Source organism: Paucilactobacillus salsurae (assembly GCF_054784995.1).
On record NZ_BAAHWX010000015.1, the window covers coordinates 12,589 to 29,865 of the forward strand.

General features: G+C 38.1%; 17 protein-coding genes and 3 pseudogenes. 15 read left to right on the top strand and 5 right to left on the bottom strand.

Translation table 11 applies throughout. The annotated features are described in order from the left end of the window. Nucleotides 1-37 precede the first annotated feature (37 nt). Both ACYVQZ_RS09095 and ACYVQZ_RS09100 read right to left on the bottom strand, forming a co-directional pair. Nucleotides 38-1,502: pseudogene (locus tag ACYVQZ_RS09095) on the bottom strand (MFS transporter). Between the two features lie 261 nt (nucleotides 1,503-1,763). After that, nucleotides 1,764-2,669 carry an AraC family transcriptional regulator gene (locus tag ACYVQZ_RS09100; RefSeq protein WP_461241068.1) on the bottom strand — a complete coding sequence of 302 codons (906 nt, stop codon included), beginning with the start codon at nucleotides 2,667-2,669 and terminating at the stop codon, nucleotides 1,764-1,766. 299 nt (nucleotides 2,670-2,968) lie between these two features. Between ACYVQZ_RS09100 and ACYVQZ_RS09105 the strand changes: the two genes are divergently transcribed. The 8 genes from ACYVQZ_RS09105 (at nucleotide 2,969) to ACYVQZ_RS09140 (ending at nucleotide 10,139) form a co-directional block, all read left to right on the top strand. Continuing rightward, entirely contained in the window at nucleotides 2,969-4,492 is a 1,524-nt protein-coding gene (locus ACYVQZ_RS09105) for a CPBP family intramembrane glutamic endopeptidase (protein WP_461241069.1), read from the top strand. 30 nt (nucleotides 4,493-4,522) lie between these two features. Next, nucleotides 4,523-5,491 (top strand): quinone oxidoreductase family protein, encoded by a 969-nt coding sequence (locus tag ACYVQZ_RS09110; protein ID WP_461241070.1) that lies wholly within the window; start codon nucleotides 4,523-4,525, stop codon nucleotides 5,489-5,491. Nucleotides 5,492-5,570: 79 nt separating this feature from the next. Next, entirely contained in the window at nucleotides 5,571-6,689 is a 1,119-nt protein-coding gene (locus tag ACYVQZ_RS09115; protein ID WP_461241071.1) for an NADH-dependent flavin oxidoreductase, read from the top strand. Nucleotides 6,690-6,805: 116 nt separating this feature from the next. Then, nucleotides 6,806-7,582 (top strand): hypothetical protein, encoded by a 777-nt coding sequence (locus ACYVQZ_RS09120; protein ID WP_461241072.1) that lies wholly within the window; start codon nucleotides 6,806-6,808, stop codon nucleotides 7,580-7,582. Nucleotides 7,583-7,672: 90 nt separating this feature from the next. Continuing rightward, on the top strand, nucleotides 7,673-8,227 hold the full coding sequence (locus ACYVQZ_RS09125; RefSeq protein ID WP_461241073.1) for a hypothetical protein: 555 nt from the start codon (nucleotides 7,673-7,675) through the stop codon (nucleotides 8,225-8,227). Nucleotides 8,228-8,408: 181 nt separating this feature from the next. Next, nucleotides 8,409-8,933 carry a hypothetical protein gene (locus ACYVQZ_RS09130; RefSeq protein WP_461241074.1) on the top strand — a complete coding sequence of 175 codons (525 nt, stop codon included), beginning with the start codon at nucleotides 8,409-8,411 and terminating at the stop codon, nucleotides 8,931-8,933. Nucleotides 8,934-9,109: 176 nt separating this feature from the next. Next, nucleotides 9,110-9,571, top strand: coding sequence for an AP2 domain-containing protein (locus ACYVQZ_RS09135; RefSeq protein ID WP_461241075.1), 462 nt, complete (start codon nucleotides 9,110-9,112; stop codon nucleotides 9,569-9,571). 73 nt (nucleotides 9,572-9,644) lie between these two features. Further along, nucleotides 9,645-10,139: a phosphatidylglycerophosphatase A family protein gene (locus ACYVQZ_RS09140; protein WP_461241076.1), complete on the top strand. Its 495-nt coding sequence runs from the start codon at nucleotides 9,645-9,647 to the stop codon at nucleotides 10,137-10,139. Nucleotides 10,140-10,187: 48 nt separating this feature from the next. Here ACYVQZ_RS09140 and ACYVQZ_RS09145 read toward each other — a convergent pair whose 3' ends face one another. Next, nucleotides 10,188-10,955, bottom strand: coding sequence for a DeoR/GlpR family DNA-binding transcription regulator (locus ACYVQZ_RS09145; protein WP_461241077.1), 768 nt, complete (start codon nucleotides 10,953-10,955; stop codon nucleotides 10,188-10,190). Between the two features lie 187 nt (nucleotides 10,956-11,142). Between ACYVQZ_RS09145 and ACYVQZ_RS09150 the strand changes: the two genes are divergently transcribed. From ACYVQZ_RS09150 to ACYVQZ_RS09180, 7 genes are read left to right on the top strand one after another with little or no spacing between them, the layout of a single operon-like run. Then, nucleotides 11,143-11,601 (top strand): RpiB/LacA/LacB family sugar-phosphate isomerase, encoded by a 459-nt coding sequence (locus ACYVQZ_RS09150; protein ID WP_461241078.1) that lies wholly within the window; start codon nucleotides 11,143-11,145, stop codon nucleotides 11,599-11,601. Nucleotides 11,602-11,611: 10 nt separating this feature from the next. Then, entirely contained in the window at nucleotides 11,612-12,262 is a 651-nt protein-coding gene (fsa, locus tag ACYVQZ_RS09155) for a fructose-6-phosphate aldolase (RefSeq protein ID WP_461241079.1), read from the top strand. A 30-nt stretch (nucleotides 12,263-12,292) separates the two neighbouring features. Then, nucleotides 12,293-13,312 carry a 4-hydroxythreonine-4-phosphate dehydrogenase PdxA gene (gene pdxA, locus ACYVQZ_RS09160; RefSeq protein ID WP_461241080.1) on the top strand — a complete coding sequence of 340 codons (1,020 nt, stop codon included), beginning with the start codon at nucleotides 12,293-12,295 and terminating at the stop codon, nucleotides 13,310-13,312. A gap of 8 nt (nucleotides 13,313-13,320) precedes the next feature. Beyond that, entirely contained in the window at nucleotides 13,321-14,682 is a 1,362-nt protein-coding gene (locus ACYVQZ_RS09165) for a four-carbon acid sugar kinase family protein (RefSeq protein WP_461241081.1), read from the top strand. Continuing rightward, nucleotides 14,683-15,675 carry a 2-keto-3-deoxygluconate permease gene (locus tag ACYVQZ_RS09170; RefSeq protein ID WP_461241082.1) on the top strand — a complete coding sequence of 331 codons (993 nt, stop codon included), beginning with the start codon at nucleotides 14,683-14,685 and terminating at the stop codon, nucleotides 15,673-15,675. Between the two features lie 17 nt (nucleotides 15,676-15,692). Continuing rightward, entirely contained in the window at nucleotides 15,693-16,049 is a 357-nt protein-coding gene (locus ACYVQZ_RS09175) for a PTS glucitol/sorbitol transporter subunit IIA (protein WP_461241083.1), read from the top strand. A 13-nt stretch (nucleotides 16,050-16,062) separates the two neighbouring features. Continuing rightward, nucleotides 16,063-16,833, top strand: a complete 771-nt coding sequence (locus ACYVQZ_RS09180; RefSeq protein ID WP_461241084.1) for a triose-phosphate isomerase family protein — start codon at nucleotides 16,063-16,065, stop codon at nucleotides 16,831-16,833. A gap of 40 nt (nucleotides 16,834-16,873) precedes the next feature. Here ACYVQZ_RS09180 and ACYVQZ_RS09185 read toward each other — a convergent pair. Beyond that, a pseudogene (locus ACYVQZ_RS09185) lies at nucleotides 16,874-17,158 on the bottom strand (MFS transporter); the annotation flags it as partial. Nucleotides 17,159-17,162: 4 nt separating this feature from the next. Further along, nucleotides 17,163-17,277 (bottom strand): annotated as a pseudogene (locus tag ACYVQZ_RS09190) (IS5/IS1182 family transposase); the annotation flags it as partial.

The following is a 17,277-nucleotide window of genomic DNA, read 5'->3' on the forward strand; positions in this document are numbered from 1 at the left end:
AATTTGTAACGCTAAAAATACGAATAACTAGCCGTTTTTACAATTTACCTTGAGATTTGCGTTCGTCGATTTCTTGATTAATTTGTTCAACGTCAGCATCACTTAGTGGGTAGCGGCTCATGATAAACATCGCAACAACAGCTAACACGATTGGAATCCAGATCATTGACCAAGTAATTCCGCTCATGGCACTAGCTGATTGAGTAGCCTTGCTACCATCAAAGTGTAAAGCAGCATTAATGTAGCCAGGAATAATTCCACCAAGCGCTAACCCGATCTTAAAGAATAATCCCATCAACGCATTAATAATTCCGGCAACCCGTTTTTTTGATTTATATTCACCAAATGAAACAACTTCAGGAACTAATGACCACATGTAACCAGTGGCAGCTGTAATTCCCCCATTGTTGAAGGAAACGACCAAAGTATCCCATTGCGATGCTATTCTTGAATGCTGGTAATGACCAAACATAAAGGACAATTTGTCCAACGATAAATAATACTAAGAAAATATAGAAGAATTGTTTCTTACCAATTTTTTTACGAACAATTGGCCATAAGAAAACTAAGAAAATACCAGGAATTGATCCGATTAAGTTAATAGAAGCAAGCCATTCGGGATGCCCAATGTTGTATTGGATGAAGAAGGCTTCGGTTGTATTACCAAAGAACATGAATGTAAAAGCAATTAAGAAGAATAATCCTAAAATAAGTAAAGGTTTGTTACGTTTTAATTCACCAAATAAATCGCTGAATTTAACGTTGTCAGTTTCTTCTGCAGTTGGCAACACACGTTCTTTAATACCAGTATAGGTTCCCATTAACATGATAAAACCGATAATCATGTAAATTGACATGACCAAAAAGTAAGCCCCACCAGCATGTGGAGATGTGTAGTCACCCAGATTCATATGAATGCCAAAGAATCCAATGTTTTTGGAAACTTTATTTGGTGAAGCGAGTTGAACAAATAATGGTAAGAAAGTATAAACCAACAAATTACCAATGTTTGCTTCGGTCATACGAACTGTCGTTAGTGTTGAAACCTCATCGTTATCACGTGTTAAGGAAGCATTTAAGGCACCATAAGGGATATTAACAATTGAATATGTTAATGCGGTTAAGAGGTAGGCGATAAATGCATATGGCACACTCCCTCTGATTGAAGCAATTGGCAGAAACAAGCAAGCAGAAAAAATTGTCAATGGAATACCAGCGTACAGAAGCCAAGGACGATATTTTCCTGATTTAAAAGTGTGACGGTCAATTACAGTTCCAATCCATGGATCCCAAAAAACGTTGACCCATCGTACAACTAGAAAAATTGTTGCACCAGCGGCCGCAGAAATTCCATAAACCGTTGTGAGATAAAATAATAGCATTGAACCAATGGTACCAAAGATTAAATTTTGAGCTAAATCTCCTGCCCCGTATGAAATTCGTTCACGCCAGGACAATTTGGCAAATTCATCGTTGGTAGATGTCTGTGAATTAGACGCCATAATAGTGAACCTTCCTTTCGTTGTTCCCCTTTAGGAAACAAGCATTTAAAATAATAGCGCTATGGAAAAAATAGGAAACTTCAACGTTTATTAAACAAACGAAGATAGAAAATAACTGCAGCTTATTTTCATCCTAATGTTAATATCATCATTGTAAACGCTTGCAAATGAGTGGTCTATATCCATTACTAACGGTATTTTGTCAAATTGTGAACAAAAATAAATACAAATAATTCATATTAATTCGCAAATAATAGCATATTATTCAAAAAATCCACTATCTTTGATTGCCCGAACAGCCCGTTTATGTAAAATTTGTGATTGGTATTTGCTAGGTGTCAAATTTGACCATTTTTTAAACTGTTTGCTGAAATTTGACAAACTTTCAAAGCCTACCATAAAAGCAATTTCTTCAATGGAGTAGTCGGGAATTCCTAACAACATTTTGGCTTTTTTATATTTTTGTTCCTCAATAAAGTGCAGTGGCGTTGTTCCGTAAACTTTACGAAAAACGCGATGACCGTACCCAGTGCTAATGTTCAAGGTATCGCAAATTGAACCAATGCGTAGAGCTTTAAAATCGCTGTTTTCTAAGCTACTTTCGATCATTGTCGACATTGAGCGTGCCAATTGTGCTTCGCGGGAACTATATTTTTTATGACTTTGTGGTGCAATTTTAGGCAAGATATGAATTAGATTGATCAAATAATTGAAAAAAGTAATTTCGATTTGTAAATCGCGCTCCTCGTCAGATAATGAATGTTCACTTGCAAAAGTAAGCATGTCAGCCATTGTGGCAATTGAAGTTTTGGCAATCGGATTATCTGAACGAATAGGAGCATTTGAAATATCACTGATAATTTCCGATTTTAGTTTTAAGCTTTCAATATTAAAATGAATGCAACTATAGGTCATGCTGTTTTCTTTACTGGCATTATAATTAATATGCAGTGTCCCTGGAGAAATAATGATGACGTCACCTGCACTATAGGTGACTGGCGCCTGGTTTTTGATCTGAGTTACTTGCTGGCCCTCCAAGACACACATTAATTCAAAGGCTTGATGTTTTTGTTCAAAAAAGCTCCAACCACCTGGCACCGTTCGCCTGTGGCCGCCAAACATGTGCAAACTAGATTCAATTACGGGTAAAGGAATAAATGTAGCCATAGAGAGACGCCTCACATTCAATTTAAATTTTTTTGATTACTTTGATTATATTATATTCATTTTTTGGTAAATTGTGAACAACAAACTTGTACTAATAAAGAACATATATTTAAAACTTATAAAACTTTTTTACTGTGACAAATTATTGAAAAAATCTAAAAAAAGAAAAATATTTTCGTTTTTGCAGGATAGTATTTTTGTAAAAAAAATTAAAAACTGTCATATGTTGAGTGTTTGACCTAGTTAACTATTTTAAGAAATGCTATTATTAATCAAAACTAGCGGAGGAGGACGTCCAAATGCGCAAGCACTGGTCGCTATTTTATGTCTCAATTTTGATTTTGACTGTTGTCGTGTCACTTTTGGCACAGATTGTGACGACGATAGGGTTTAATTTAACGCTTGGTCACTTTCTTACTAATCATTCAGAGACACTAAAATTAATTATGAATGCCGTGATAGATTTGGTGGGGTTTGGAATTTGGTGGGTACTGAATCACAGTATTTTTCAGGCTAAAATCAATTGGCGTGGTTTTGCCGGTAAAAGTAGGCAATGGCTCTTGTTGCTGCCAGTGCTAATTGTGGTGTTTGGGGATGCTACGCTTGGTGCACAATATGTACTCACACCGACGAATATTGTCATCGCCATTATTTTAGGATTATCTGTCGGCATACTAGAAGAATATATTTTTCGCGGAATTTTGGTAAATCAGTTGTATGCGCATTTTCACTTTGGGGCGTTAGCAACTGCCGGACTAAGTGGTTTAGCGTTTGGTGTGATTCATGGCATCAATGGACTCACAACTGGTAATTGGACGAATACTAGTTTTCAAATGTTAATGGCTTTAGGCTTAGGATTCTTTTTGGCTGCTATCTATTTGGTTACTAATAATTTATGGCTACCGATTGTATTCCACGCAATTATTGATGCGTTTGATCAAATCGCGTTTGGGTCATTAAGTAATAATGTTGGAATTAGTCCGGTAACGTCCACTATTTATTGTGTAGTTTTTCTTATTTTAGGAGTCGTCATTGTCAATCGTGGTACCGTTGCAATGGAACGTGAGCATGGATCACAACAACCAACTAATTCAGTTCATGAGGTGCAGTTTATGAAAAATGATACAGCTTCAAGTGAAGTCAGTTTGTGGAAAACTGTTGTGACGATTATTTTATTTGCTGGTGAGTTAATTTTGGCTTCTGTTTTAGTTCACCCGGGCCAGTCTAAGGCAACATCGGCCATCATTGTGGTCACAATTGCCGTCGTTGTTTTTCTGGGAATGCTGTGGATGTATCACGATTTATTAAGTGTTCATTGGCAAACCTATAAGCAGCACTTATTACGGAATTTAGTCATTGATTTTGGATTAACGATTGGAATCTATGTTCTATTAGCAATCGTCAGAAAGGGATTAGATGCTTTTTTTGGTGCCAATCAAGCAATGGCATTATCACACGATTTTCTCAGCGCACAGAGTGTTGCTTCTGCTAGCATTGCCTTGCTCTCAAGTTTGACCGTTCTGATGGCACCCTTTACTGAAGAACTAGCCTTTCGTCACGTATTTTTCATGCAGTGGCAAAAAAATCGTCTCTTATTGTTCCTTATGTTTTTTGTGTCATCGATCGCGTTTGGCTTGATTCATTGGAATAACTTCAATGGAGACGTGCTAAAAATGGTGCCATATATGTTTATTGGGGCCTACTTTGCTGTTATTTATTATTTCAGTAAGAACATTTGGCAAAATATCATGACCCACTTTATGTTTGATTTTGTGCAATTTGCGGCAGCAGTCTTTTTATTCATTTTTGCATTTTTTCAATAAACAAATCCGTTTGGAATGGAGAGACTCATTATGAAAGCAGCGATATTTCAAGATTTTGGAAAACCAGATCAAATTATCATCGACGATGTGCCAGTCCCGGTAGTAAGAGACGATGAAATTTTAGTTGAAGTGACCGCAGCATCGGTGAATCACGTCGATACATTTGTGCGAGCAGGAACATTTAAAACAGCTGTTACCACCCCACATATTATCGGACGTGACATGGTCGGAACTGTGACCAGAATTGGTGCTGATGTGGTTGGTTTTAACATTGGGGATTTAGTTTGGACCAATTCGATGGGATATGATGGCCGAATGGGCGTTACCTGTGAGTTTGTTGCGGTGCCACAAGACAGGCTATACCATATTCCAAAGCAGGTGGATCCAATACAGTTAGTAGCTGCTGTTCACAGTAGTGCAACGGCCAGCATTATATTGCAACGAATAATGCATGCAGTGACTGGACAAACAATTTTAATTGAGGGTGCAGGTGGTCATGTAGGTACCAAGATAGTTCAATTAGCTCAGGAGCGGGGGCAAGTTATAACAACCACTTCTGCGTCACGAGATTTTGACAAATTAAAGATAATGGGCTCTGTAAGATGTTTGGACTATCATGATGCAATCGATAATCTGAGCAACAGTTTCGATCACATTATCGATACTTCAGGTAAAGTCGAACTTGAAACGAATTTTGAACACCTGAATCAAGGTGGTGAAGTCACTTTGATTACGGCGCCCGCTAATAATCAATTTCAGTTTAATGTGTCACAGTTTTACACAAACCGTAAACAGTTGAACGGGTTTGTGATCAGTCATGCATCGGTCGAAGAGCTGTCAGAGGCCGCAACACAGTTAAACGAATTCTTTAAAAGAGGACTTTTATTGGATGATGATATCAATATTCTGCCTTTAACGGATGCGCGATTAGCACATGAACAAATAGAAAACGGACAACCTCATCGTCAACGGTTGATATTAAGGTTGAAGATTCAGTAATCAATATTGAGAGGTTAATGTTTGACACACCCGGGATGTTGACTTATGTTATTTGTAATAAAATCGGGAGGAACTTAATATGGTTAGTTTTAATGATCCAATGGAGTTTGCATCTGGTGTGACGCTTAAAAATCGATTAGTCATGTCACCAGTCACAACTGTCCAAAGTTTTTATGATGGTACGATTACCACTAATGAGATTAAGCACTACTCTGATCGAGCTAAAGGTGTCGGGGCAATTATTACGGGTTCGGCTAATGTACAAGATGGTGGCAAAGGTTGGCAAGGTGAACTAAGTATTGCTAGTGATGACAAATTACCTGAACTCAAACAATTAGCCAGTGCCATTCAAAATAATGGTGCTAAAGCTATCGTGCAAATTTTTCATGGTGGCCGAATGAGTAATCCAATTGCGTTAATGGGCCGACAGGCTGTTTCAGCTAGTGCCGTGGCAGCTCTGCATCGTGATCCAAATAAAAAATCACCAGTGCCACGTGAAATGACGGTCGATGACATTCATAAGACAGTTAAGGCATTTGGACAAGCCACACGACGGGCAATTGAAGCCGGATTTGATGGTGTTGAAATTCATGGCGCTAATAATTATCTGTTCCAACAATTCTTCTCTCCACAATCCAATCTACGAACAGATCAGTATGGTGGCTCGGTGGAAAAACGCTATACGTTTATTAAAGAAGTGATTGAGGAAGTCTTTGCAACTGTTGATGAGTATGCGCGCAGACCATTTGCAGTTGGCTATCGATTTTCGCCGGAGGAACATACTAATCCTGGCATTACACTCGATGATACTTTCTACTTATTGTCGCAACTCGTTGAGACTCGACTGGATTACCTCCATTTATCATTAGTGGATCATAACTACGTTTCTCACACAGCACAATACCAGGATAAACCACTTATTCAATACATTCATGAAGCAATTAATGGGCAAAAGCCTTTGGTTGGCGTTGGTGGTGTTCGTACTCGTGCAGATGTAAGTGAAGTCTTGCAAAATGCAGAAGTGGTAGCAGTAGCTCGCCAGTTAATTGTGGATCCTAACTGGGCAGAAAAATTAATCAATGGTCAAGATGAAGACATGATTAGCGCAGACTTTGAACAAGCAATCGAATATGCCAATTTAAGTCAACCGTTTTATCATTTTGTGGCGAACTGGATTAAATCAAAAAAGAAAGTTTAGAACCTTTGAAAAGCGCTATTCAGCAGTTTTAGTAGCACTTTTCTTTTTTTGTTAGAGATGTGGTATTATATCAAAAAAATAAACGTTTCTATCATTAATTATGCGGGGGGACAATCATGACGAAATTCCAGACAATCACAACTAAGAGCTTTCGAACCAATGTTGATCAACAAGTTAAGGCGCTACAAAATGATCCCGATTTAGTACTAAAAATTGGTAGTAAGCGTGATGAAAATCCGTTATATGTTGCGTCAAAACAAGGTGTTGCTCACTTTATTGCCCAAAAGCATTTTTTTAATGATGCTTATATGCAGTTAGGATTATTAAAATTAGATCAACCAGAAGCGTGGCAACGAACCAGCTTTTCGCCTAATTTAATTAAGGGTCTGTGTGCGCTTTTCAGTTTGGAAAATATGGTCTTACGTGAACTTTCTCAGTCACCAGATAATGTCTGGACGCAAACCAATATTGATCCGTATTTGAATGCCGGAATTAATCAAAAAATAACGGGAAAATTAGTCGATATCCAGACGATTAATCATTATTTGGTGTATTTCGCGGTTAAGGAAGAAACTTTATCGCTGCGCGACTATTTTCGTCGTCTGGCTCAAAAGAATTACGATTTGACATTATTTATCGGTCAATTAAATGGTTCACAGCGCGACGAATTATTGTCTTTGTTAAACATGACGTTTGAATTGTTAACGCAGGCGATGGAATTATCTTATGAAAACATTTCGTCTGTGAACGATCATGGCGACGACCAAAATAGTAAACGGCAAGAAAATATTGCTGATCAAGCCTATCAAACCTTACGGTGGGCGCATGCTAATTTAGGATTAAAAATACACAACTGGAAATTTACGCGGTTAGGATTGCTTCCAACTGAATAAAAAATGCAGCAACTTCGCAGCAAGCCGTAGAGTAGTGTATAATGTATAAAGCGGCAAAAATAGGGATAAAGAAAAGTTGTGATGTTATTTATGTTAGAAAAGCAAACGATCAGGATTCAATTGTGTTCAACATTACTAAAATTAATGGAAAAAACGCCCATCAATGATATAACAGTAACAAAGTTAGTTAAGTCTGCCCATGTGAGTCGCAGTAGCTTTTATGGCTATTTTGATTCAATTTATGATGTGCTTGATTTAACGGAAAATCAGCTATTGACACAGTTACCGACATATGCAGATTGTTTGCCTGGTCAATTTAACTATCAAATTTTTCGAGAAACGACACTTGAAATATTTACTGTCATGCAATCACATATAGATGCCTTTAGGATACTTAGCGGTGTGAATGCCATGAATTCTTTTCAGACGAAAATGGATCGTCGAGATGAGCCTGCTTACCAACAATTAATTCAAAGTATTCAACCGGATTTAACGATTGAAGAAAAACAGTTACTCACACAATACACACTTGGTGGACGTTGGCGTTTGTTTACTTGGTGGGAAAATCACGCAGATGAAATCACTGTTGATATGATGATGACTACAATGGACAAAGTCATAAAAAACATACCCATCGATAAATGATAATGATATAAAGAAATCTTTGTACATAATGACAGCTTTTGTACTAAACAAGTAGAAATAGAGTTGGGTATAATTAGTCTAATTATTTAAGAACAAATACTTGCAATTTTATTGATAAGAATTGAAATGTATAAATCTGCATAAATATGGATTATGTTTGGGTAATGAAGGAGGAAATTTCGTGGTTAATTCAAAGTTAGAACAGCGGAGTTGTCATGATAAACAGACACATACTATCAATTTAATCGGACAAACATTTGGTCGATTAACTGTGGTTGCGCGTAGTGAAAAGAAAACAAAAGATGGTAATTTACATTGGTTATGTCGTTGTTCATGTGGACATCTGACGACTGTCAATGGTTATCGGTTACGCCGCGGAGATACAAAGAGTTGTGGTTGTTTGCGACGTGAAGTTTCAAAAAAAACTAGTAGTGAAAATCTAGGGTTTCTTAGTAGTCAACGTGCATCGACTTATGCGACAGATGAAAGAGGTGTTTCACTAAATTCATTAGTCGTATCAAAGCGCAATAAAAGTGGACAAGTTGGGGTTTCGTTTGACAAAAGTTCTGGTAAATATGTTGCGCGCCTGCGTTTTAAGGGAAAATATGTTTTAAACAAACAAGCAATTAGGTTTGAAGATGCCGTTCGTTTACGATTGGCAGCCGAGTCACAATATTTTGGCATTTCTGCAGGAAAATCACATTAAAGAAAGTCCTTTATATGTAGTGATATCAGCCAATCTGAAAGATAGTCCCAAACTTTTTTTCGAATAGCAAATAAGTGGCACCGTATCAGTATTGTGTAATAGATTAATAGGCTATACCATATAAATTATAAATTGAATTGATACTATTTTGAACAATGCACAAAGAGGTACGAATTATGAAATTAATTGATATGACCAATCAACGATACGGACGACTAGTTATCATAAAAAAAGCGGACAAACGAACAGCTAATGGGAATGCGCAATGGGTTTGCCAGTGTGATTGTGGCAATTATATTGTGGCTGATCGCTATAGTTTAGTAAATGGCACCACCAAAAGCTGTGGCTGTTTGAGACGAGAACATAGCCGTCAAGCAATGTTAAATGACCCACGACTAATTAGTGGCCGTCGCAGAGGCTCATTGGTGAACGAAGAAGGTATTCCATATGCAACTTTAATTCGATCAAAACGCAACAAGTCAGGTTGTGTTGGCGTTTCGTATGATAAGACTCGTGATAAGTATGTTGCTCGTTTGATGGTGCGCGGAAAGTATGTTTTAAATTCCGTCACAGATAGTATGCAAGACGCCGTTAAACTCCGTAAAAGAGCTGAACAAACATACTTAAATCAAATTTAATCGTCATTCGAGAATAAATTACCGGAACATGGTATGATGGTAGGTAATTTATTGGAAGAGTAGATGATAAAATATGATAGATAATTTTAGGTATCCAGATACCAAAGCCTATGACTATGTCGAAACAGAACTTAAGAAAAAAGGCGTCACATATAAAGACATTGCACAAATCACATATGATTTGCAACATGGCTTTTTACCTGAGGTCACTTTAGATGAATACGAGGCCGCTACAATTGATGTGATGCATAAACGAGAGTTGCTTAATAACGTCATGGTGGGCCTGTATTTGGACAAAATGGCCACGCAACATCAATTAGACGAACCACTGCAATCAATCGTAGAACACGATGCTGGGGTTTTCGGTGTTGATGAAACATTGGCACTCCAAATTGCCAATATGTATGGTTCCATTGGTGTGACTAATTATGGCCATGTTGATCGAGTTAAGCCTGGTATTATTGGTAATTTAGATAAGAGTAAAGATTCAGTTAATACGTTTATTGATGATATTGTTGGTGCGATTGCAGCTGCAGTCGCTGGGAAACTCGCACATAAATATAGTTAAATTAACGCAATAAAACACGCACAAGAAATTTTTCTTGTGCGTGTTTTTTTAGACGATTTTTGTATATTTTTGATATGATTGGACAGTTTTAGGTGCCAACTGATTATCAGAAATCACGAGGCTAATTTGATCAACTGAACAGAAACGCACAATTGATTTTTTTTCAAATTTAGTGTGATCAACCAGTGCAATTGTTTTATCAGCATGATTGACAAATTCACGTTTCGAATCAGATTCATACAAACTGAAATCGGATAACCCATCTTCAATTGAGATTGCATAACTCGAGGTGAAGAAGGTATCGATGTTGAAGTTATTTAGGATTCCCATTCCTAAAGTACTTTCAATTACATTTGAATTGGTTTTGACAATGCCACCAATGACAATGACGGTTAAGTAGGTGGAATCTTTCAATAAATTCGCTGTTCGTAAGCCACTAGTTAAAACAGTCATGCGAATGGGGAGCTTCACAAGCTCTTTAGCAAACTCATAACAAGTAGTGCTTGCGTCTAAAATGATGCAGTCACCTTCGTGGATGTATTGAGCAGCTTTTTTGGCAATTGTTTCTTTTTCGCCAATGTTTTTTGTTTTGCGCACTTGGTATTCCGTATCGATAGCTTCAAGGGGACTGCCCTTTGTTATTTTAGTGGCACCACCATGTGTGCGAATAATCAGATTTTTATCCTGTAAAAATTTTAAATCGGAACGAATCGTAACCGTTGAAACACCAAATTCTTTTGATAAGAAATCAACTGAAACAGATTCTTGTTGTTTAACCAGCTCTAATATGGAATTTCGTCTTTCATTTGTATACATAAAAGGCACCCCTCGTATTAATTCATACTCATATATTACAGCATTTGATATTAAAAAGCACTGTTTGCACAGTAAATCATAAGTATTAAGAAAATATTTTCATTTGGTAACGTTTTCAAAATAATGATTGACTTATCTTTCAATTCAAATTAATATGAAAGCAATTAATAAATGGTGGTGAAAACAAATGAAAGTTGGAATTGGTGCAGATGTTAATGGATTTGACATGAAAGAAACGGTCAAAGCCTACTTGGAAACATTAGGATATGAAATGGTGGATTATGGGATTCATGAAAAAAATGAAACTCATTATCCAGAAATTGCGGCTATGGTTGCTAATGCTATTAAAAATCAAGATGTTGAACGTGGTATTTTAATTTGTGGCACTGGCATTGGTATGGCAATTGCTGCTAACAAGGTTAAGGGTATTCGTGCAGCCCAAGCTCATGATGTTTATTCAGCACAACGAGCAGAACTTAGTAATAACGCCCAAATTATCACAATGGGTGGTAAAGTAATAGGGATGGAAGCTGCCAAGGTAATCGCAAAAGAATACTTAGCTCAAACCTTTACAACTGCTGGACATGGAAAAAGTTCAGCGCAAAAAGTAGATGAAATTATGGCCATTGAAAACGGCACTTGTTAGGAGGACAAACATGAAATTCTTTTTAGATACAGCTAACATTGAAGAAATCAAACGCATTAATGAGTTGGGCCTGGTTGATGGTGTGACCACCAATCCTAGTATCATTGCTCGTGAAGGCAAAGATTTTGAAACTGTTATTAAGGAAATTTGTACAATCGTTAGTGGTCCTGTGAGTGCCGAAGTCACTTCTTCTGATAGTGACGAAATGGTTGATCAAGCGCGAGGGCTAGCTAAATGGGCACCTAACATTATCGTGAAAATCCCAATGACAGAAGAAGGATTACGTGCGGTTCATATCTTGAGTCAAGAAGGCATTAAAACAAATGTGACACTGATTTTTTCTGCCGTTCAAGGGTTAATGGCCGCTAAGGCTGGTGCTACTTATGTCAGTCCATTCCTAGGCCGCCTGGATGATATTGCAAGTGATGGTGTATCTTTAGTAAAGAATCTACGCGAAATATTTGATAATTATGGCATTCAAACCGAAATTATTTCAGCCAGCATTCGTAATACTGGTCATGTTGAAAAGGTGGCTAAAGCTGGTTCAGACATTGCTACTATTCCGGGTAAACTATTCCCTAAGCTTTGGAGTCATCCATTGACTGATAACGGACTAGCAGCATTTGCTGCCGACTGGCAAACTTTTCAAGAAACAGTGTAATCATTAATCAAAAATGTGGAGGAAATAACGATGAAAAAACCAATTGTGGCAGTGACAATCGGAGATCCAGCAGGAATCGGCCCAGAAACCTGTGTTGAGACATTAGAACAACCAGAAGTTTATGAAAAAATGAATCCGCTTTTAATTGGAGCAGAAGGTACCATTCGTCGTGCGATGAAATTAAAGAATTGTGATTATGATTTAAATATTATTTCAGATCCTAGTGAAGGCGTTTATAAATTAGGAACCATTGATCTGATTACAACAGGGGACTACGACTGCGATTCCATTGAATATGGTAAAGTGCAAAAATTAGCTGGGCAAATGTCATATGATTTCGTGATGAAAGCCATCGAATTAGGAAATGCAAAAAAAGTTGATGTTGTTGGTACGGCGCCTATTCACAAACGGGCAATCAAGTTAGTTGGGGTTAAAGAAGAAGGACATACTGAAATCTTTGATCACAATACTAAATCTGATTTTGCATTAACCATGTTTCATGTCCGTAATTTAAAAGTTTTCTTTGTGAGTCGTCATATGTCTTTAAAAAATGCGATTGACTATGCAAGCAAAGATCGCTGTGTCAAAGATTTGGGTGAAATCAACCAAGTACTAGAAGGCATTGGTTATGAACATCCAGAAATTGCATTGGCAGCTTTGAATCCACATGGCTCTGATAATGGTTTATTTGGGGATGAAGAAGAAAAACAATTAATCCCAGCTGTTAAAGAAGCAAATGCACAAGGTTTGAACGTTGTCGGACCGGTACCTGCTGATTCAGTCTTTAACTTGATGCTGCACGGCCATTATGACGCCATTTTATCGTTATATCATGACCAAGGACACATTGCATGTAAAACCCTTGACTTTGAAAAAGCAGTTACGATTACATGGGGATTACCATTCATTCGTAGTTCAGTAGACCACGGAACCGCATTTGATATTGCTGGTAAGAATATTGCTAATTATATTAGTTTGGAAGAATCAATTATGGTGGCAGCCGATTACTGGAAGATGCAAGAAGAGCATCGTGCCAAAGTAGCAGGGTAGGTGACGACATGAATAAAATTGGAATTATTGCCGACGATTTAACTGGCGCAACTACTGTCGGTGTGCTGTTAGCACGATCAAAGGTTAAAACGGCCGCATATTTTTCACCAGATGAAATGCAAGACAGTGATCAAGCTGAAGCAATCGTTCTAAGTAGTAACAGTCGCCATATGAAATCAGAAGATGCCAAAGCGGCGATTGCACAATCGATTGAAGCATTAAAAAAACAAGGTGCAACGTATTTTTCAAAGCGAATTGATACAACCTTGCGCGGTGGCATTGGTTGTGAAGTTGACGAAATGTTAGATCATTTACCTGATGACACAATTGGTATTATGGTGCCAGCCATGCCACAATCAAAGCGGATATTGGTCGGTGGCTATTCTGTCATCGATGGCACAGCGCTTCAAAAAACAGACGTAGCTAAAGACGTTTTGACACCAATCAATGAAACTCATATTCCCACAATGATTGATAAACAAACCAAACATCGAATTGGACAGTTAGATTTGTCATCAATTTTAGCCGGTAAAGAGGCAGTGAGTGCTGCCTTAGTTAACCAGCGTTCATTAGGCGCTCGTATTATTATTTGCGATGCGATTAGTTTGGATGAAATCGAATTGATTGCACAGTGTTTGCATGAATTACAGTGGTCAGTGTTAGCCATTGATCCAGGACCATTCACGCAAAAGATGGCTTTAGTTCGAGGCTTTGGCGATGATAATGTTCAGGCTACTGAAGATGAACAACCAGATCTTAGTTCATTTGATGGAAAAGTGGTTGTGGTTGCTGGAAGTGCGACGAGTGTGACCAAGCAACAAATTACTTTTTTGGATAAAAATGAAAGCGTTTCCAGGGTGCCTGTGGCGCCATTATTGATTGCCCAAAATGCTTCGAAATGCCATGAAGTTAAAGAAGCAGCAATTGCTAAGGTCATTGCAGCACTTCAAGATGACACGGTCAATGTCGTAATGTTAGAAACTGCTGTTTCAAGTCCGGTTCTTGATTTGGAAGAGATTGAACGCAATGAATCAATGCCAAAAGGTCAAGCTGCCAGAAATATTAATGATGCCTTGTCAGACATCGTTAAAAAAGCGCTGAGTCGTTCACAGGTTTCAATCAAAGGACTATACATGACCGGTGGAGACACCATGGTCGCTACTTTGAAGGCATTAGGTGCCGCTGGCATTTCATTAATTGATTATGTCATTCCGCAAACTGATCTCGGCAGAATTATTGGTGGACCGTATAAAGACGTTGTCACAATTGGAAAAGGTGGACTAACTGGAAAAGAAGACACCGCTCAAGTGGCCGTTAAACGAATTTTTCAAGAAGCAATGCAACCTGACCATGTAGGAGGAGAAGTCTAAATGAACTTTTTAAAGCGCGTTCCAGGTGGATTCATCATTGTCCCGTTACTACTCGCAATTGCGATCAACACTTTGTTCCCTGAAATTTTAAAAATTGGGGGTCCGGCAACGGCACTTCTAAAAGAAGGGAACCAGGCCATGATGGGCTTGTTCCTGATTGTGTGTGGGTCATCAATTAACTTTAAACAGGCTGGTGCACCACTTTACAAAGGCTCTGTGATGTTGATTATGAAATTTATTGTCGGTGGAGGTATCGGCTGGATTGTTGGTAGCATGTTTGGAGTAGCAGGTGTTTTAGGACTCACACCATTTGCCTTAATTTCAGCATTAACTAGTTCAAACAGTTCATTATATATTGCCCTAGCTTCAGAATATGGTAATGCTAGTGATACCGGAGCAATTTCCATTTTCTGTATTAAAGATGGTCCGTTTGTGACAATGGTTGCGATGGGGATGACAGGCCTTGCCAGCATTCCTTGGCAACAAATTGTTGCGATGATTTTACCCCTACTTGTGGGGGCTATTTGGGGCAATTTTGATAAAAACTTCCGTGAATTATGTAGTCAAGCTCAACCATTGGTTATCATCTTTATGTCGTTTGCGATTGGTGCTAACACTAGTGTTTCCACAATTTTACAGGCCGGTTTATCAGGTATTTTACTTGGATTCTTAGCATTATTAGTCGGTGTCGGTTACTTCTTTGTTTACAATTTATTACTCAAAAAGAAAACACCACTGGGTGCAGTTCTAGGAACAGTCGCTGCCAACTCAGCTTTAACACCAGGTATTGTTGCGGCTGCCGATCCATCACTTGCAAAATATGCAGATATTGCCACTGCTCAATGTGCAACTGCAAGTATTATCACACTCTTGATTGCACCGTTCATTGTGGCATACTTTGATAAGTGGTTGAAGAAACACTATGCTAAAGACCGTCTTAATGAACAACCTAACATGGAAGAATTTGCAGATGCAGGTGCACAGGCTGTGTAAATAAGGGGGATTACTTGATGATTTTAGAAAGTGAAGTCGTTTCTGTTGGAAAGGAAGCACAACGATTTTTAAATGAAGGGATTTTGCTCTTATTTCCAGCTGAAAGTGTTATGACACAGGTTAAAAATTATAGTATCATGACCAATAAGCTTGAAGTGAATGGACAAATTAAAGTTGGCGATCAACTTAGCATTGGTGATGAACAATTTGAAATCACTGCTGTTGGCAATATTGCGCAACAAAACCTTGAAAAGATTGGCCACGCCACTTTTAAAGCAGACGGGAGCACGCAAGCTGAATTGCCAGGAACAATTTATTTAGAAGTAAAGGATTTACCAACCATCACAGTTGGTGAAAAAATCATGATTAAATAGCAGGTGAAGATGAATGAATCGACGACCCGTTGTTGGTTTTAGTTTAAAAAATTATATTAATACGAACCTAAAAACACGTCAGCTTAGTAGTAAATTAAACGAATTATGTGGACAAGAAACGGCGATTGAACAGTTTTTATTACCGAGTTTAGGGACGATTGATACTGTGGCGCAGGTCTTAGCTAATAGTCAAATTGGGTTTGGGTCGCAAAATATTGCGCCAAAACTTAATGGGGCAATGACAGGAGAATATTCACTGGAAACATTGATGGAAGTTGGTGGTCGTTATGTCGAACTAGGCCACAATGAACGACTCAACATTTTTCATGAGACGCCCGTAATGATTAATCAAAAAGTACGTTTGGTTTTGGACAATCAGTTGGTGCCAGTATTGTGTTTGGGGGATGGTAACACCAAACTGTCAATGCCAGCGTTTACGCAGAAGTTAAAAAAGCAACTAACGGCTTATTTAACTGACGTAAAACCACAACAGGCTCAGACTATAATTTTTGCTTATGAACCAGGATGGGCAATTGGTCAAAAACAGGCTGCCGATGCTAACTATGTGCATGAAGCGCATCATATTATTCGAGATATTTTAAAGAACCAGTTTGGTTCGTTGGTGGCGCAGAAAGCACGAATTATATATGGTGGATCAATTTCAAAAGAATCAACGCCAGACATTGTGAATAGTGATGACGTTGACGGTGTCTTTGTTGGTCGATTCGGTCACGATCCTGTTAATTATCAAGCAATACTGAATGAGGTTCGTGAAATAAAATGAAAAAACAGCGAATAGTTAATTTTTAACTGTTCGCTGTTTTTTAGTTAAGTAATTTTCTTTTTTCAATTCCAAGTGCCCAAACATTAATAACTAGTGCTACGAATAGTAAAATGCAACTCATAATCATGATATTTTGCAAACCATTGTGAAAAATGTTGCGCATTTGTGGTAAAAGATGTTCAGGCAACTTGGACAAATTTGAGGCATCACTAAGTTCATTCATCATTTTCATTGTGATTTGACCGTGAGAATGTTGGATGCCCCGTTTTAAGGCATGATTCATTATTAGTGCGAAGATGGAAGCTGTAAAGGTTTGACTAAGAACGTGTTTAGAATCTTTTCAAGAGTATTCGCAGGAAGGCTAAGCTAATCATCATCTTACTGGTGTTCAGCTTTCGCTCACAATTGCGCCAGAGGCGCCGATATTTTCCTAGCCAGCTAAAA

Coding starts and splice junctions, on each gene's coding strand:
- fsa (WP_461241079.1), top strand. CDS start 11,612: ATGAAATTCTTTTTAGATACAGCTAACATTGAAGAAATCAAACGCATT.
- ACYVQZ_RS09140 (WP_461241076.1), top strand. CDS start 9,645: ATGATAGATAATTTTAGGTATCCAGATACCAAAGCCTATGACTATGTC.
- ACYVQZ_RS09125 (WP_461241073.1), top strand. CDS start 7,673: ATGTTAGAAAAGCAAACGATCAGGATTCAATTGTGTTCAACATTACTA.
- ACYVQZ_RS09165 (WP_461241081.1), top strand. CDS start 13,321: ATGAATAAAATTGGAATTATTGCCGACGATTTAACTGGCGCAACTACT.
- ACYVQZ_RS09100 (WP_461241068.1), bottom strand. CDS start 2,669: ATGGCTACATTTATTCCTTTACCCGTAATTGAATCTAGTTTGCACATG.
- ACYVQZ_RS09115 (WP_461241071.1), top strand. CDS start 5,571: ATGGTTAGTTTTAATGATCCAATGGAGTTTGCATCTGGTGTGACGCTT.
- pdxA (WP_461241080.1), top strand. CDS start 12,293: ATGAAAAAACCAATTGTGGCAGTGACAATCGGAGATCCAGCAGGAATC.
- ACYVQZ_RS09135 (WP_461241075.1), top strand. CDS start 9,110: ATGAAATTAATTGATATGACCAATCAACGATACGGACGACTAGTTATC.
- ACYVQZ_RS09120 (WP_461241072.1), top strand. CDS start 6,806: ATGACGAAATTCCAGACAATCACAACTAAGAGCTTTCGAACCAATGTT.
- ACYVQZ_RS09145 (WP_461241077.1), bottom strand. CDS start 10,955: ATGTATACAAATGAAAGACGAAATTCCATATTAGAGCTGGTTAAACAA.
- ACYVQZ_RS09105 (WP_461241069.1), top strand. CDS start 2,969: ATGCGCAAGCACTGGTCGCTATTTTATGTCTCAATTTTGATTTTGACT.
- ACYVQZ_RS09180 (WP_461241084.1), top strand. CDS start 16,063: ATGAATCGACGACCCGTTGTTGGTTTTAGTTTAAAAAATTATATTAAT.
- ACYVQZ_RS09175 (WP_461241083.1), top strand. CDS start 15,693: ATGATTTTAGAAAGTGAAGTCGTTTCTGTTGGAAAGGAAGCACAACGA.
- ACYVQZ_RS09150 (WP_461241078.1), top strand. CDS start 11,143: ATGAAAGTTGGAATTGGTGCAGATGTTAATGGATTTGACATGAAAGAA.
- ACYVQZ_RS09110 (WP_461241070.1), top strand. CDS start 4,523: ATGAAAGCAGCGATATTTCAAGATTTTGGAAAACCAGATCAAATTATC.
- ACYVQZ_RS09170 (WP_461241082.1), top strand. CDS start 14,683: ATGAACTTTTTAAAGCGCGTTCCAGGTGGATTCATCATTGTCCCGTTA.